Here is a 15,364-nt window from a genome sequence, read left to right as displayed (position 1 = left end):
GCAACAAGGCCCCACGGACCGAACAGCACGAAAGCTGAGCACCCACGCGACGTCGACCCGTCGATTACGGGCCAGCCGCACCAGGCGTCGGGCAAAGTCCCCGCCTGATGGGCACATATCGAGGACGCATGGTAACTCGGCGGACGTGCCAGCGGCGGTACCGTTCAGGCGGTACCGCCGCAACCCTGTCGGGCGCCGTCACATGCCCCCGGCAGGCACCCGGCCTGTGACCGGAGGACGGACTTCCCGCCCCGGCCGTGAGCCGCTACGCCGCTCCGCGCTGGAGCGCCTCGCACACGGCAGTCGACTCCCGTACCCCGAGCTCCACCGCCCGCCCGCAGTGGGCGATCCACGCCGCCATGCCGTCCGGGGTACCGGACAGGTAGCCCTCGAACGCCGCCACGTACGCCGCCCGCCCCTGCTCGGCGTGGCCGACCTCGGCGGGGCAGATGGCCTTGGGGTCCAGCCCGCTCCCGATCAGGACGATGCGCTCGGCCGCCCGCGCCACCAGTCCGCTGTACGTGGTGAAGGGCCGCAGCGCCAGCAGCTCGCCGTGCACCACGGCGGCCGTCACCAGCGCCGGGGCCTCGCTGCCCGCGACGATCAGGCCGGCCAGCCCCTCCAGCCGGCCCGCGACCTCGGCGGCGGGCGGCAGCGGAGCCTCGATCAGCGGCTCGTCGACGGGCTCGCCGTCCCGCCTCGGGCGGCCCACGGAGTCGGCCGGCGCCCCGGCCGGTCCGCCGCCCGCCGCCACCTCGGCCGGGCTGCCGGGGTCGCCCACGGCGACCAGGTGCAGCCGCGCCAGCACCCGCATCGGCGACTGCCGCCAGATCGACAGCAGCTGGCCCGCCTCGGCGCCCAGACGCAAGGCGGCGCCGACCGTCCGCGCCTCCTCGTCCCCGCCGAAGTCGGTACGCCGGCGCACCTCTTCCAGGGCCCAGTCGGCGCCCGACAGGGCGGCGGAGCCGCGCGCGCCGCGCAGGGCCGCCTCCGAGGTCACCTCATTGCTGCGGCGCCGCATCACGCGGTGCCCGTAGACCCGGTCGACGGCCTTGCGAACGGAGTCCACGGCGTCCGGCACACCGGGCAGCGCCCCCAGCGCGACCAGGGGGTCAGCGGCATTCGTACTCATAGGTAGCGAGGCTACGCGCCCGGCACCGGCGACCCACCTTGGAGTGGCCTTCGTCATACATGTCGGCAACGCGAGGCGATCGCGGCACTACGCACCGCTACGCTATCTGAACATGAAGATCGCTTTCGTAGGGAAGGGCGGCAGCGGCAAGACGACGCTGTCCTCCCTCTTCATCCGCCACCTCGTCGCCAACGAGGTCCCCGTCCTCGCGGTGGACGCCGACATCAACCAGCACCTCGGGGCCGCGCTGGGTCTCGACGAGACCGAAGCGGCCGGGCTGCCGGCGATGGGCGCGCACCTGCAGCTGATCAAGGAGTACCTGCGCGGCACGAACCCGCGCATCCCGTCCGCCGAGACGATGATCAAGACGACTCCGCCGGGCGAGGGGTCGAGGCTGCTGCGCGTGGTCGAGGACAACCCGATCTACGAGGCCTGCGCCCGTCCCGTACAGCTGGACGACGGCGGGATCAGGCTGATGGCGACGGGGCCGTTCACCGAGGCGGACCTCGGTGTGGCCTGCTACCACTCGAAGGTCGGCGCGGTGGAGCTGTGCCTGAACCACCTGGTCGACGGCCCGGACGAGTACTTCGTCGTCGACATGACGGCCGGGTCGGACTCGTTCGCGTCGGGGATGTTCACCCGGTTCGACATGACGTTCCTGGTCGCCGAGCCGACCCTGAAGGGCGTCTCCGTCTACCGGCAGTACAAGGAGTACGCGCGGGACTTCGGTGTCGCGCTGCGGGTCGTCGGCAACAAGGTGCAGGGCATGGAGGACATCGACTTCCTGCGCGAGGAGATCGGTGACGACCTGCTGGTCACGGTCGGCCACTCGAACTGGGTGCGGTCGAGGGAGAAGGGCCGCCCGGCGCGCTTCGAGCTGCTCGAGGCCGAGAACCGGATGGCGCTGCAGTCCCTGCAGAACGCGGCGGACGACTCGTACCGGCACCGCGACTGGGAGCGCTACACGCGCCAGATGGTGCACTTCCACCTGAAGAACGCGGAGAGCTGGGGCAACGCGAAGACGGGGGCCGACCTGGCGGCGCAGGTCGACCCCGGCTTCGTGCTCGGTGAAGGGCTCGGCGCCGCCGTTCAGCCCGCCTGACGCCGGGCGGGGGCACCGGCCGGGACGGCCGGCGAGGCGGCGGTGGCCGGCCGGGCCGCGAGGAAGGCCGGCCAGCCGTCCTTGGGGGCCTCGCCGACCTTCAGGGTGCGCAGCTTGGCCAGGACGGCCGGGTCCTGTGCGTCGAGCCAGTCGGCGAGCTGCCGGAACGACACGCACCGCACCTCGCTGCGGACGCAGACGCTGGCGATCGTCTCCTCGATGGCGCGCATGTACGCGCCGCCGTTCCAGGACTCGAAGTGGTTGCCGATGATCAGGGGGGCGCGGTTGCCGTTGTACGCGCGCTCGAAGGCCTGGATCATCCCGTCACGGAACTGGTTGCCCCAGAACTGGTGCATGGACGGCGCGCCCTTGGTCGTCCCGGACTGGTTGACCAGGAAGTTGTAGTCCATGGACAGCGTCTCGAAGGCCCGACCAGGGACGGGGATCATCTGCAGCGAGAGGTCCCACAACCCCTCGTCCTTCCCGGGCCACACCTGGTTGTTGACGCCGCTGGTGTCGTAGCGCCAGCCGAGCTGGCTCGCGGCGCGCACGAAGTTGTCCCGGCCTTCGAGGCAGGGGGTGCGGGCGCCGATGAGTTCGGTGTCGTAGTCGAAGGGCAGCGGTTTCTCGGCCGCCAGGCCGGAGTTGGTCTTCCAGTTCTTGACGAACGCCTTGGCCTGGGAGATCTCGCTCTTCCAGTCCTCGACGGACCAGGTGCCGACACCGCTCTCCGGGCCGCAGAAGTGGCCGTTGAAGTGGGTGCCGATCTCGTTGCCCTCCTGCCAGGCACCGCGCAGTTCGCGCACGGTGTCCCGGATGCCCTCGGTGTCGTTGAAGCCGATGTCGGAGCGGCCGGGTGCGTGGCCGGGAGGCACGTACAGCTTCGACTTCTGCTCCGGCAGCAGATAGACGCCGCTGAGGAAGTACGTCATCGTCGCGCCGTGGCGCTTGCCCACCTTGCGGAAGTGGGAGAAGAGCTTCTGGCTGTCCTCGCCGGCCCCGTCCCAGGAGAAGACGACGAACTGGGGCGGCTTCTCACCGGGCTTGAGGCGCTGCGGCTTCTTCAGCCCCGGCTGGGCGCCGGTGTAGGCGGTGGAGCCGTCCCCGATGAGGCGGACGACGCTCTTGGGCGCCTTGACCCGCTTGGGGCCGGCCGCACCCTCGGTGTCCTCGTCCGATCCGGTGCATCCGGCCGTCCCCGCCGCCAGGGCCACCGCGACGCCCGCCGCGACCGTGACCGCCCCGGCGGAGCGCCGCCGCCGGGGCGGAGCGACCGGCACGGGCGCGGCGGGGGCGGCGGGGGCGGCGGAACAGGCGGGCGCGACCGGCGCGGGCATGGCCTGGACGGCGCGCCGCACGGCTCCCGCCCGTACCGCGCCGGTGGCGCGAGTGGCGCGAAGGCGGGAGGCGGCGGCGCGCAGGGCGTCGAGTGCGTAGCGGCGGACGGCGTTCCGGCGGGCGGCGAGCCCGCTCTCGGGGGTCTTCTTCGTGGCGGCCATCTTCCGCCCACCCTTCTCGTGGTCAACGGAGGTCTCTGCTGCGAGCGCCGTCAACGTCGCACCACGGAAGGAGGTGTGAAGATACGACAAGCCGTACTAGAAAGACTTATCACCACATCAGGTGAAACATTGCCCCTTATGCATCGAAAATAATGCCGGAGTCTTTACTCTCCATTACGATCTGTTTACAGAGAGTTGGCACACTCCCGCCACTGCACGCCGTGACCCACGGCCGCGACCCGACGTTCGTTCGACCCGCACGTACCGCGACCGCGCCGCCCCGGAGGAGACGGGAACCATGACTGCCTGCACCCCGGCCCGCACCAGCCGCACCGGCCAGCCCGGCCGCTCCGGCCGCATGTTCCGTGCCGCCGTGAGGCCCCACTCCCAGAAGCCGCACAGCCCACCACCGACCGGAGGCGGTGGCCGGTTCCGCATCGCGGGCGCCGACGTCTCCGCCTCCATCGCCGTCTTCCTCATCGCGCTGCCGCTCTCCCTCGGCATCGCGCTCGCCACCGGCGCGCCGCTCCAGGCCGGGCTGGTGGCCGCCGCCGTGGGCGGGCTCGTCGCCGGCCGGCTCGGCGGCGCGCCGCTCCAGGTGAGCGGACCCGCGGCGGGGCTGACGCTCGTCACCGCCGAACTGATCCAGAGGTACGGCTGGCGCACCACCTGCGCCATCACCGTCCTGGCGGGGCTCGCCCAACTCGCGCTGTCCGCACTGCGGGTGGCGCGCACCGCCCTCGTCGTGAGCCCCGCGATCGTGCACGGCATGGTGGCGGGCATCGGTGTCACCATCGCGCTCGCCCAGCTGCACGTCGTCCTCGGCGGTACGCCGCAGAGCTCGGCCGTGCACAACTTCCTGGGCCTGCCCGCCCAGTTGGCCGACCTGCACGTGGCGGCGGTGTCGGTGAGCGCGGTGACGGTCGTCGTCCTGCTCGCGTGGCCCCGGCTCCCGGGAGGGGCCGGCCGCGTGCTGCGGAAGGTGCCGGCGGCCCTCACCGCCGTGGCCGCCGCGACCGTCCTGGCCATCGCCGCCGGGATCGGCGTACCGCGCGTGGACCTGCCGTCGTGGAGCAGTCACGCACTGCCCGGACTGCCGGAAGGGCCCGTCCTCGGCATCGCCCTGGGCGTCCTCACCATCACGCTCGTCACCAGCGTCCAGTCGCTGCTGTCGGCCGTCGCCGTCGACAAGCTGGTGGCGGCGCGCAAGGACACCACCGTCCATGTGCCGCGCTCCAACCTCGACCGCGAGCTGGCGGGCCAGGGAGCGGCGAACATCGTCTCCGGCGCGCTCGGCGGCCTGCCGGTCGCGGGCGTGGCCGTGCGCAGCGTGGCCAACGTGTCGGCGGGCGCGGTGAGCCGGCACTCCACCATGCTGCACGGCCTGTGGGTGGTGCTGGCCGCCCTCGTGCTCGTCCCCGTGCTGGACCTGATCCCGCTGCCGGCGCTCGCCGCGCTCGTCATGGTCATCGGCATCCAGATGGTCAGCATCACCCACATCCGCAGCGTCACCCGCCACCGCGAGGTGCTGGTGTACGCCGTGACGGTGTCCGGAGTCGTGCTGATCGGGATCCTCCAGGGCGTCGCGCTGGGCATCGTCGTCGCCGGCGCGGTCGCCATGCACCGGCTCACCAGGACGCGGATCACCAAGGAGACCAAGGGCGACGTCGAGCACATCAAGGTGCGGGGGCAGCTGACCTTCCTGGCCGTACCCCGGCTGAGCCGGGCCCTGCACCAGGTGCCGCCGGGTGCGAGCGCCGTCGTGGAGCTCGACGGGTCGTTCATGGACCACGCGGCGTACGAGACGCTGCAGGACTGGCAGATGTCCCATGTGGCACGGGGCGGGCACGTCGAGATGACCGGCCGAACCGGTGTACGCATCGCCGAGCCCGGCGCGGGGGCGCACGCCTGCTGCCGCCCGTGGACGCCCTGGCGCAACCACCACTGCGGGGAACACCCGGTGGCCGAGCCCAAGCGCCGGATGAAAGGTCACCAGCTGGCCAGCGGTCTCAGCTCCTTCCAGCGCAACACCGCGCCGCTGGTCCGCGAGGAGCTGGCCAGGCTCGCCCGGGAGGGGCAGCGGCCGTCGCAGCTCTTCCTGACGTGCGCCGACTCCCGGCTCGTCACCAGCATGATCACGGCCAGTGGGCCGGGCGACCTGTTCACCGTGCGCAACGTCGGCAACCTGGTGCCGCTGCCGGGTGCGGAGAGCGGGGACGACTCGGTGGCGGCGGCGATCGAGTACGCCGTGGACGTGCTGCGCGTGCAGTCCATCACCGTGTGCGGGCACTCGGACTGCGGCGCCATGCAGACCCTGCTGAGCAGCAACCCGGACGCGCCCGAGACCCCGCTGCGGCGGTGGCTGCGGCACGGGATGCCGAGCCTGGAGCGGATGCGCAGCGCCCACCGCACCTGGGCCCGGCTCTCCGGGGGACCGACCTGCGACGGAGCGGGCCGACTGCCCGCCGACGCGGCGGAACAGCTGTGCCTGACCAATGTGGTGCAGCAGCTGGAACACCTGAAGGCCCATGAGGCGGTGGCGCGGCGGCTCGCCGAGGGCACGCTGGAGCTGCACGGCATGTACTTCCACGTGGGCGAGGCCCAGGCGTACCTCCTGGCGGACACCGACAGCCGCGTGACGGACGGGCGGACGGGCGGGGAGAGCGCCGTCTTCGACTGGGTCGCCCCCTCGGCGCAGCCGGTACCGAGCCGCTCCCGCTATCCCTCGTCCCCCGCGCCCCTCACGTCTCCCACGTCCCCTCCGTCATCCGCGCTGCTTCCCACGACGCCGTCAGCCCCTTCGCCCTCCCCGACGTCCGGGCCGTCCCCGACACCCGGGCCCTCCGGTCCGTCCGCTCCGTCCGGTCCATCGGTGCCGTCCGCGCCGTCCGGGCCTTCCTCGACAGCGGCCGACGCCCCCTCGCCCGCCCCCGCCTCGCCCGCCCCCGCCGCGGCCCGGCGGTCCCCCAAGGAGGGCGCACCGGCCTGACCGCTTCCCGGGCCGTCTCCCCCGGGCCTGAACCTTCGGCGGGCCGCATCCGTGGGAGTGGACGGTGGCCCCTTCTCCCCACCGCCCGGGGAGGAGGGGTCACTTGACCATCCGGTCCCGTTCACCCCATCAGCCGACACCCGCACGAGCTGTCGCCCAAGAGGTCTAAACCAATGGCCTGGAAGCTCTTGTCACCCGGGCATCTGGCTGATGAGCTATGGGCTGGGACACACCGGACGCCCCGGGAATGGGAGATGTCGTGAGCAACGAGAGCCTGGCCAACCTTCTGAAGGAGGAGCGGCGGTTCGCACCGCCCGCCGAGCTGGCTGCGAACGCCAATGTGACGGCGGCCGCGTACGAGCGGGCCGAGGCGGACAGGCTTGGCTTCTGGGCCGAGCAGGCGCGTCGCCTCAGCTGGGCCACCGAGCCGACCGAGACCCTCGACTGGTCGAACCCGCCCTTCGCCAAATGGTTCGCCGACGGCACGCTCAACGTGGCGTACAACTGCGTGGACCGCCACGTCGAAGCGGGCCACGGCGACCGCGTCGCCATCCACTTCGAGGGTGAGCCCGGCGACAGCCGCGCCATCACCTACGCCGAGCTCAAGGACGAGGTCTCGCGGGCGGCCAACGCACTGACCGAGCTCGGCGTGCGCAAGGGCGACCGGGTCGCGGTGTACATGCCCATGATCCCCGAGGCCGCCGTGGCCATGCTGGCCTGCGCGCGGATCGGCGCGGCGCACTCGGTGGTCTTCGGCGGCTTCTCGGCCGACGCCGTCGCCTCCCGTATCCAGGACGCCGACGCCAAGCTGGTCATCACGGCCGACGGCGGGTACCGGCGCGGCAAGCCGTCCGCGCTCAAGCCGGCCATCGACGAGGCCGTCGCCAAGTGCCCGCAGGTCGAGCACGTGCTGGTGGTGCGCCGCACCGGCCAGGACACCGCGTTCACCGAGGACCGGGACGTGTGGTGGGACGACATCGTCGCCCGCCAGTCCGCCGAGCACACCCCTGAGGCGTTCGACGCGGAGCACCCGCTCTTCATCCTCTACACCTCGGGGACGACGGGTAAGCCCAAGGGCATCCTGCACACCTCCGGCGGCTACCTCACCCAGGCGGCGTACACGCACCACGCGGTCTTCGACCTCAAGCCGGAGACCGACGTCTACTGGTGCACCGCCGACATCGGCTGGGTGACGGGCCACTCGTACATCGTCTACGGGCCTCTGGCCAACGGCGCGACGCAGGTGATGTACGAGGGCACGCCGGACACCCCGCACCAGGGCCGGTTCTGGGAGATCGTGCAGAAGTACGGCGTCACGATCCTCTACACCGCTCCGACGGCCATCCGCACGTTCATGAAGTGGGGCGACGACATCCCCGCCAAGTTCGACCTGTCGAGCCTCCGGGTCCTCGGGTCGGTGGGTGAGCCGATCAACCCCGAGGCGTGGATCTGGTACCGGGAGAACATCGGCGCCGGGAAGACCCCGATCGTCGACACCTGGTGGCAGACCGAGACCGGCGCGATGATGATCTCGCCGCTGCCCGGCGTCACCGCCACCAAGCCGGGCTCCGCGCAGACCCCGCTGCCGGGCATCTCCGCGACCGTGGTGGACGACGAGGCGAACGAGGTCCCCCACGGCGGGGGCGGCTACCTGGTCCTCACCGAGCCGTGGCCCTCGATGCTGCGCACGATCTGGGGCGACGACCAGCGGTTCATCGACACCTACTGGTCGCGCTTCGAGGGCAAGTACTTCGCGGGCGACGGTGCCAAGAAGGACGACGACGGCGACATCTGGCTGCTCGGGCGGGTGGACGACGTCATGCTGGTCTCCGGCCACAACATCTCCACGACGGAGGTCGAGTCGGCGCTCGTGTCGCACCCGAAGGTCGCCGAGGCGGCGGTCGTGGGCGCGGCCGACGAGACGACGGGCCAGGCCATCGTGGCGTTCGTGATCCTGCGCGGTACGGCGAGCGAGGACGAGGCTCTCGTCGACGACCTGCGCAACCACGTGGGCGCGACGCTGGGCCCGATCGCCAAGCCCAAGCGCGTCCTCCCGGTGGCCGAGCTGCCCAAGACGCGCTCCGGCAAGATCATGCGCCGTCTGCTGCGGGACGTCGCGGAGAACCGGCAGCTCGGTGACGTCACCACGCTCACCGACTCCTCCGTCATGGACCTGATCCAGTCCAAGCTCCCGACGGCCTCCAGCGAGGACTGATCCGGCACGGTCCGCAGGTCGGCACGGCCGGTGCGGCCGGCAGGTCGATACGGCCGGTCGGTGGGCCTGTGAGGCCGGCCACCGGGAAGTCTCCGGAGAGGGCGTCCGGCGCCGGCGCGCCGGGTGCCCTCTCCGCACATAAGGTGGCATTCGCCGGATATGACCTGGCGTGCAGCGGGTAGGGTGACAACCGCGTCAGCACGATGACGACGAGTACGACAGCCCGTACGGCAGCAGGTGCGTACGGCAGCGAGACACAGGTGCGCCGGGAAGTCTGGTCGGCAATGCGTTCCGTCATGCCCGCCGAACCGACCGGAGGTCCACCACCGTGGCCGCGCCGAAGCCCAGCACCCCGCCCACGCAGAGCGCCCCGCGCACGTTCCTGGCCCGTCTCCCGTTTCCCGAGCGGACCTACGTCGTCAACGCGCTGCGCACGGAGACCGTCGGCGGCGTCCTGCTGCTGCTGGCCGCCATCGCCGCCCTCGTCTGGGCGAACACCCCGGTCAGCGGGAGCTACGAGTCCGTCCGCGACTTCCACATAGGCCCGGCCGCCCTGGGCCTGGACCTGTCCGTCCAGCACTGGGCGGCCGACGGACTGCTCGCCGTCTTCTTCTTCGTCGCGGGCATCGAGCTCAAGCGCGAACTGGTCGCGGGCGAGCTGCGCGACCCGAAGGCGGCCGCGCTCCCCGTGATCGCCGCGCTCTGCGGCATGATCGCCCCCGCCCTCGTCTACGCGCTGGTGAACCTCGCCGGCGACGGCTCCCTGGCCGGCTGGGCGGTGCCGACCGCCACCGACATCGCCTTCGCCCTGGCCGTCCTCGCCGTCATCGGCACCTCGCTGCCGTCCGCGCTGCGCGCCTTCCTGCTCACGCTCGCCGTCGTGGACGACCTGTTCGCCATCCTGATCATCGCGGTCTTCTTCACCGGTGACCTGAACTTCGCGGCGCTCGGCGGCGCCGTCGCGGGCCTCGCCGTGTTCTGGGTGCTGCTGCGCACCGGCGTACGCGGCTGGTACGTGTACGTCCCGCTCGCCCTGGTCGTCTGGGGCCTGATGTACAACAGCGGCGTCCACGCCACCATCGCGGGCGTCGCCATGGGCCTGATGCTGCGCTGCACCCGCCGCGAGGGGGAGGAGCACTCTCCGGGCGAGCACATCGAGCACCTGGTCAGGCCCCTGTCGGCCGGTCTCGCGGTGCCGCTGTTCGCGCTGTTCTCGGCGGGCGTGTCCGTCTCCGGCGGCGCGCTGGCCGATGTGTTCACCTCGCCCGAGACCCTCGGTGTGGTGCTCGGCCTGGTGGTCGGCAAGGCCGTCGGCATCTTCGGCGGTACATGGCTCGCGGCCCGTTTCACCAGGGCGTCGCTCAACGAGGACCTGACCTGGGCGGACCTCTTCGCCGTCGCCACCCTCGCGGGGATCGGCTTCACCGTCTCGCTGCTCATCGGTGAGCTGGCCTTCACCGGGGACGCGGCGCTGACGGACGAGATCAAGGCGGCCGTCCTGATGGGGTCGCTCATCGCCGCCGTACTCGCCGCGATCCTGCTGAAGCTGCGGGTACGCAGGTACCGGGCGCTGCTCGCGGAGGAGGAGCGCGACGACGACATGGACGGCATCCCCGACGTGTACGAGGAGCACGATCCGGCGTACCACCTGCGCATGGCGGAGATCCACGAGAAGAAGGCCGCCGAGCACCGGCGGCTCGCCCGGGCGGCGGCAGCGGCGGCGGCCGACCCGGGGGTGGACCCGGCGGCCGATCCGGGGACTGGTCCGGGGGCGGGTCCGGGCGTGGCGCCATCGGCTGGGGACGAGGCCGAGGACACGGAAGTGGCGGGGGCAGCGCGCACCGACGGCGACCGTCCGGCATGATCTGAGGTCGGACCGTAGGAGAAGAAGAGGGAGCGAGACGATGAGCTACCCCGCCGACAACGGTGGACCTGGTGCGGAGCGCAGTCTCGGCCAGCTGGTCGCCTCGGCGACCGCCGAGATGTCCGCGCTGGTGCACGACGAGATCGCGCTGGCCAAGGCCGAACTGCGACAGGACGTCAAGCGCGGCGCGATGGGCGGGGCGGCGATCAGCGTCGCGGGTGTCTTCGCCCTCTTCTCGCTCCCCGTGCTCAGCTTCGCCGCGGCGTACGGCATCCACAACCTGGGACTCGGGCTCGCCTGGTCCTTCCTGATCGTCGGCGCCGCCTACCTGGTGCTGGCGGGTCTGCTGGCGCTGCTCGCGGTGACCAAGTTCAAGAAGGTCAAGCCTCCGGAGCGGTCGATCGCCTCGGCCAAGCAGACGGCCGCCGTGCTCGGCAACGCCAAGCCGCACCCGCGCGAGGCCGCCGGTCGTCCGATTCGTCCCGCCCTTCCGGTGAAGGACGACGCCGAGGTTGTGGCACGCTCGTCTGCATGACCGTCCCTGAGAGCAGCACCGGCAGCCCCGTACGCATCGATGGTCCGTGGACGCATCGTGACGTGGCGGCCAACGGGGCGCGCTTCCACATCGCCGAGATGGGCGACGGCCCGCTGGTGCTGCTGCTGCACGGCTTCCCGCAGTTCTGGTGGACGTGGCGGCACCAGCTGCCGGCGCTCGCCGAGGCGGGGTTCCGGGCGGTCGCCATGGACCTGCGGGGCGTGGGCGGCAGTGACCGTACGCCCCGGGGCTACGACCCGGCGAACCTGGCGCTCGACATCACGGGCGTGGTGCGCTCGCTCGGCGAGCCCGACGCCGCACTGGTCGGGCACGACCTCGGCGGCTACCTGGCGTGGACGGCGGCGGTGATGCGGCCGAAGCTGGTGCGCCGGCTGGCCGTCTCGTCGATGCCCCACCCCCGGCGGTGGCGGTCCGCGATGCTGTCGGACTTCGCCCAGTCGCGCGCCGGGTCGTACGTGTGGGGCTTCCAGCGCCCCTGGCTGCCGGAGCGTCAGCTCGTCGCGGACGACGCGGCGTTGGTGGGGCGGCTGATCCGCGACTGGTCGGGGCCGGGACAGGAGCCCGGTGAGGACGCGATCGACGCGTACCGGCGGGCGATGACGATCCCGTCGACGGCGCACTGCTCGATCGAGCCGTACCGGTGGATGGTGCGGTCGCTGGCCCGCCCGGACGGCATCCAGTTCAACCGGCGCATGAAGCGCCCGGTACGGGTGCCGACGCTGCATCTGCACGGCTCCCTGGACCCGGCGATGCGTACGCGGAGCGCGGCCGGGTCGGGCGAGTACGTCGAAGCCCCGTACCGGTGGCGGCTGTTCGACGGGCTGGGGCACTTCCCCCACGAGGAGGACCCGGTGGCGTTCTCCACCGAGCTCATCAACTGGCTGAAGGACCCCGAGCCGGACCGCTAGGAGCGACGGACGGCAGGCCGGTCGGCCGGTCCGTCGGTCGGCCGGTCCGTCGGTCGGTCGGCCGGTCCGTCGGTCGGTCGGTCGGTCGGGGAACGGGTCCGTCGGTCGGGCCGTCGATCCGTCGGTCGGGCCGGCGGTCGAGTCACGGAGCCGTGAGGACCTGCCGGACGATCACACGGTCATACGGCGAGACGGTTGTGTGACGAACAGCCAATTGCCCGGCGCATACGCCAATTGGCCGCCCCCGGGGCGGTTACCGACCTTGGGGCCCGGGCAGACGTCGGGGTATGGGCTGGACGCACGACTACGCTGACTCAGCAAGGAACCGCCGCTCGGCCTCTGCGCCGATTCCCCCGAGGAGCGGTCCGCCGGTCGCCCAGGGACCGGACCCCCGACTCGGGATTCCCCGTATCCTCCGCCGCCGGGCCCGCTGGGTCTCGGCGCGCCTTCGGCACACGCGCGACTGAGGCCCGCCTCGGCGATCAGCCGGATCGGCAGGCGCCCCGCCGCCGCTGTCGGCGGCAGGGCTTGCGCCGGGCAGGGCCCACGACCTCACAGAGCGCAGCCCTGGCTGTCGACCTGCTGGCTGGCGGTCCGGCCCAGCTCGATGTCCTGGCGGATCTCGTCGGTCGTCAGGGCGTAACCGGTGTTCGGGTCGTCGAGCGACCTCGCGAAGATCACCCCGTACACCCTGCCGTCCGCCGTGAGCAGCGGTCCGCCGGAGTTGCCCTGGCGGACCGTCGCGTACAGCGAGTACACGTCGCGGCGCACCTCGCCGCGGTGGTAGATGTCCGGGCCGTTGGCGTTGATCCGCCCGCGCACCCGCGCGGAGCGGACGTCGTACGCGCCGTTCTCCGGGAAGCCCGCGACGATGGCGTTGTCGCCGCTGCGGGCGTCCGTGTCGGTGAAGCGGAGCGGCTTGGCCTTCAGGTCCGGGACGTCCAGTACGGCGATGTCGCGCTGCCAGTCGTACAGGACGACCTTCGCGTCGTACCGCCGACCCTCACCGCCTATCTGGACGGTCGGCTCGTCGACCCCTCCGACGACATGGGCGTTGGTCATGACCCGGCGCTCGGCGAAGACGAACCCGGTGCCTTCGAGGACCTTGCCGCAGCTGGGCGCCGTGCCGACGACCTTGACGATGGAGCTCTTGGCGCGGGCGGCCACCGGGCTGCCCGCGAGGGCGGGGTCGGGGGCCCGCACCTCGGTGATCGGCTCGTTGGCGAACGGGCTGAAGACCTGCGGGAAGCCGTTCTGCTTGAGGACCGAGGAGAAGTCGGTGAACCAGGTGTCGGCCTGCCCGGGCAGCGCCCGGTCCACGCCGAGCAGCACCTTGGAGTTGCGGACCTCCTTGCCGATGGTCGGCAGGGTGGTCTGGGCCAGGAAGGAACCGAGCAGCCACGCCACGAGCAGCATGGCGACGACGTTGACGAGGGCGCCGCCGGTCGCGTCCAGCGCGCGGGCGGGCGACCAGGTGATGTGACGGCGCAGCTTGTTGCCGAGGTGGGTGGTGAAGGCCTGGCCCACCGAGGCGCAGACGATCACGATGGCGACGGCGACGATCGCCGCGGTCGTCGACACCTTGGCGTCGTCCGTCAGCGGTCCCCAGACGAGGGGGAGCAGGTAGACCGCGACGAGCCCGCCGCCGAGGAAGCCGATCACCGAGAGGATGCCGACGACGAAGCCTTGGCGGTATCCGACGATCGCGAACCACACGGCGGCGACCAGCAGCAGAATGTCCAGCACGTTCACCGTCATTAGCCTCGCAGATTCGTCTCCGGTCGCCCCAGCCGCCCCGTTCGGCTGCGGAGCACAGCGTCAGCCTGTCATGACCGCCAGTCGAGCGGGACCTGCTTCCCCCGGTCCCAGGGGCGCTCCCAGCCGGCGAAGTGGATGATCCGGTCGATCACACCGGCGGTGAACCCCCAGACCAGGGCCGATTCGACCAGAAATGCCGGACCGCGGTGGCCACTGGGGTGGACGGTGGTGGCGCGGTTGGCGGGGTCCGTGAGATCCGCCACGGGGACGGTGAAGACGCGGGCGGTCTCGGCCGGATCGACGGCGTGGAACGGGCTCGGGGAGCGCCACCAGCCGAGGACGGGCGCCACGACGAAGCCGCTGACGGGGATGTAGAGCCGGGGCAGCACGCCGAAGATCTGTACGCCGGCGGGGTCGAGGCCCGTCTCCTCCTCGGCCTCGCGCAGCGCGGCCCGCAGCAGGCCGTCGCCGTCCGGGTCGCCGTCCTCGGGGTCGAGGGCGCCACCGGGGAAGGACAGCTGCCCGGCGTGCGAGCGGAGGCTGCCGGCGCGCTCCATGAGCAGCAGCTCGGGGCCGTGGGCGCCCTCGCCGAAGAGGATGAGCACGGCGGACTGGCGGCCCCCGCGCTCCGGGGGCAGGAACCGGCTGAGCTGCTCGGGCGCCACCGTGCGCGCCGCGCGGGCCACCGGCTCCAGCCACTCGGGCAGCCCCTCCTCGGTCACGGCGACCGGCCGGTCGGACGCGCCCCCGGCGACCGTCCGGTCCCCTTCGCCCCCGGCGGGCGCCGGGGGCGCCGCACCGGTCGGGCGGGCGGGGGCGGCCACGGGGTCGGCGTCGCGGGCGGTGTTGTCGCGGGCGGTTGCGGGGCCGGTGTTGTCGGCGGCGGCCGCGGGGCCGGTGTTGTCGCGGGCAGCGGTGGGCCGGTGGGCGCTGGTGTGCGGCCGGCCGGGCCGTGGGGCGGAGGTGGGCCGCGGGGAGGGAGTCGTCGTCCCGGTGGCGGACGTGGACGGGGCGGACGGGGCGGCCTGGCGGGACACGGCGGTTTGTGGGGCGGAATGCGAAGCCTGCGCGGCGCGGGCGGCCTGGGGGTTCGCCTGGGGGTTCGGTGCGGCCTGCGGGGCGGGGGGCCGTGGACGGGCGGGGCTCGCGGTGCGCGGGGCCTCCCGGTCGGCGGCGGGCGCCGCGGGGCGGCGCGGCGCGCGGGGCGCGGTGGGTTCGATGCCCGGCGGCGGGGTCGGCCGAGGCGTGGCCGACCCGGCCGGGCGGTCGGCCCCGTGGTCGTACGGATGTTCTTCAGCGCGCGTCATAGGCACCCCCGGCTTCACAACGCGTTCCGGCCAC

General features: G+C 72.5%; 11 protein-coding genes. 7 read left to right on the top strand and 4 right to left on the bottom strand.

The annotated features are described in order from the left end of the window. Positions 1-265: 265 nt before the first annotated feature. Positions 266-1,132 carry a hypothetical protein gene (locus A4V12_RS01365; protein WP_064067282.1) on the bottom strand — a complete coding sequence of 289 codons (867 nt, stop codon included), beginning with the start codon at positions 1,130-1,132 and terminating at the stop codon, positions 266-268. Positions 1,133-1,244: 112 nt separating this feature from the next. Here A4V12_RS01365 and A4V12_RS01360 point away from each other — a divergent pair, with 112 nt between their 5' ends. Beyond that, positions 1,245-2,234 (top strand): ATP-binding protein, encoded by a 990-nt coding sequence (locus A4V12_RS01360; protein WP_064067281.1) that lies wholly within the window; start codon positions 1,245-1,247, stop codon positions 2,232-2,234. Here the strand turns inward: A4V12_RS01360 and A4V12_RS01355 are convergent. After that, on the bottom strand, positions 2,222-3,733 hold the full coding sequence (locus A4V12_RS01355; protein WP_234372034.1) for a hypothetical protein: 1,512 nt from the start codon (positions 3,731-3,733) through the stop codon (positions 2,222-2,224). The genes A4V12_RS01360 and A4V12_RS01355 overlap by 13 nt on opposite strands. A 298-nt stretch (positions 3,734-4,031) precedes the next feature. Here A4V12_RS01355 and A4V12_RS01350 point away from each other — a divergent pair, with 298 nt between their 5' ends. The 6 genes from A4V12_RS01350 (at position 4,032) to A4V12_RS38210 (ending at position 12,732) form a co-directional block, all read left to right on the top strand. Continuing rightward, positions 4,032-6,722 carry a bifunctional SulP family inorganic anion transporter/carbonic anhydrase gene (locus tag A4V12_RS01350; protein ID WP_423563401.1) on the top strand — a complete coding sequence of 897 codons (2,691 nt, stop codon included), beginning with the start codon at positions 4,032-4,034 and terminating at the stop codon, positions 6,720-6,722. A 259-nt stretch (positions 6,723-6,981) separates the two neighbouring features. Then, the gene (gene acs / locus A4V12_RS01345) at positions 6,982-8,937 is read left to right on the top strand and encodes an acetate--CoA ligase (RefSeq protein WP_064067280.1); all 1,956 of its coding nucleotides are present in this window, start codon (positions 6,982-6,984) and stop codon (positions 8,935-8,937) included. Positions 8,938-9,265: 328 nt separating this feature from the next. Next, the gene (gene nhaA / locus A4V12_RS01340) at positions 9,266-10,801 is read left to right on the top strand and encodes a Na+/H+ antiporter NhaA (RefSeq protein ID WP_079136722.1); all 1,536 of its coding nucleotides are present in this window, start codon (positions 9,266-9,268) and stop codon (positions 10,799-10,801) included. 40 nt (positions 10,802-10,841) lie between these two features. Next, positions 10,842-11,336 carry a phage holin family protein gene (locus tag A4V12_RS01335; RefSeq protein ID WP_064067279.1) on the top strand — a complete coding sequence of 165 codons (495 nt, stop codon included), beginning with the start codon at positions 10,842-10,844 and terminating at the stop codon, positions 11,334-11,336. Continuing rightward, positions 11,333-12,265, top strand: coding sequence for an alpha/beta fold hydrolase (locus tag A4V12_RS01330; RefSeq protein ID WP_064067278.1), 933 nt, complete (start codon positions 11,333-11,335; stop codon positions 12,263-12,265). Before A4V12_RS01335 ends, A4V12_RS01330 begins: the two co-directional genes overlap by 4 nt. A gap of 287 nt (positions 12,266-12,552) precedes the next feature. Next, positions 12,553-12,732, top strand: a complete 180-nt coding sequence (locus tag A4V12_RS38210; RefSeq protein WP_079136721.1) for a hypothetical protein — start codon at positions 12,553-12,555, stop codon at positions 12,730-12,732. Positions 12,733-12,817: 85 nt separating this feature from the next. Here the strand turns inward: A4V12_RS38210 and A4V12_RS01325 are convergent, their stop codons facing one another. Both A4V12_RS01325 and A4V12_RS01320 read right to left on the bottom strand, forming a co-directional pair. Then, positions 12,818-14,017 (bottom strand): MarP family serine protease, encoded by a 1,200-nt coding sequence (locus A4V12_RS01325; protein WP_199831198.1) that lies wholly within the window; start codon positions 14,015-14,017, stop codon positions 12,818-12,820. A gap of 74 nt (positions 14,018-14,091) precedes the next feature. Then, a complete protein-coding gene (locus A4V12_RS01320) occupies positions 14,092-14,745 on the bottom strand; it encodes an NUDIX hydrolase (protein ID WP_064067421.1) in 654 nt (217 codons plus the stop codon). Between the last annotated feature and the right edge of the window lie 619 nt (positions 14,746-15,364).

Source organism: Streptomyces noursei (assembly GCF_001646665.1).
Lineage (GTDB): Bacteria > Actinomycetota > Actinomycetes > Streptomycetales > Streptomycetaceae > Streptomyces > Streptomyces lavendulocolor.
The sequence above is the reverse complement of the archived record's forward strand: the minus strand, read 5'-3'. Positions and strand labels throughout refer to the sequence as shown.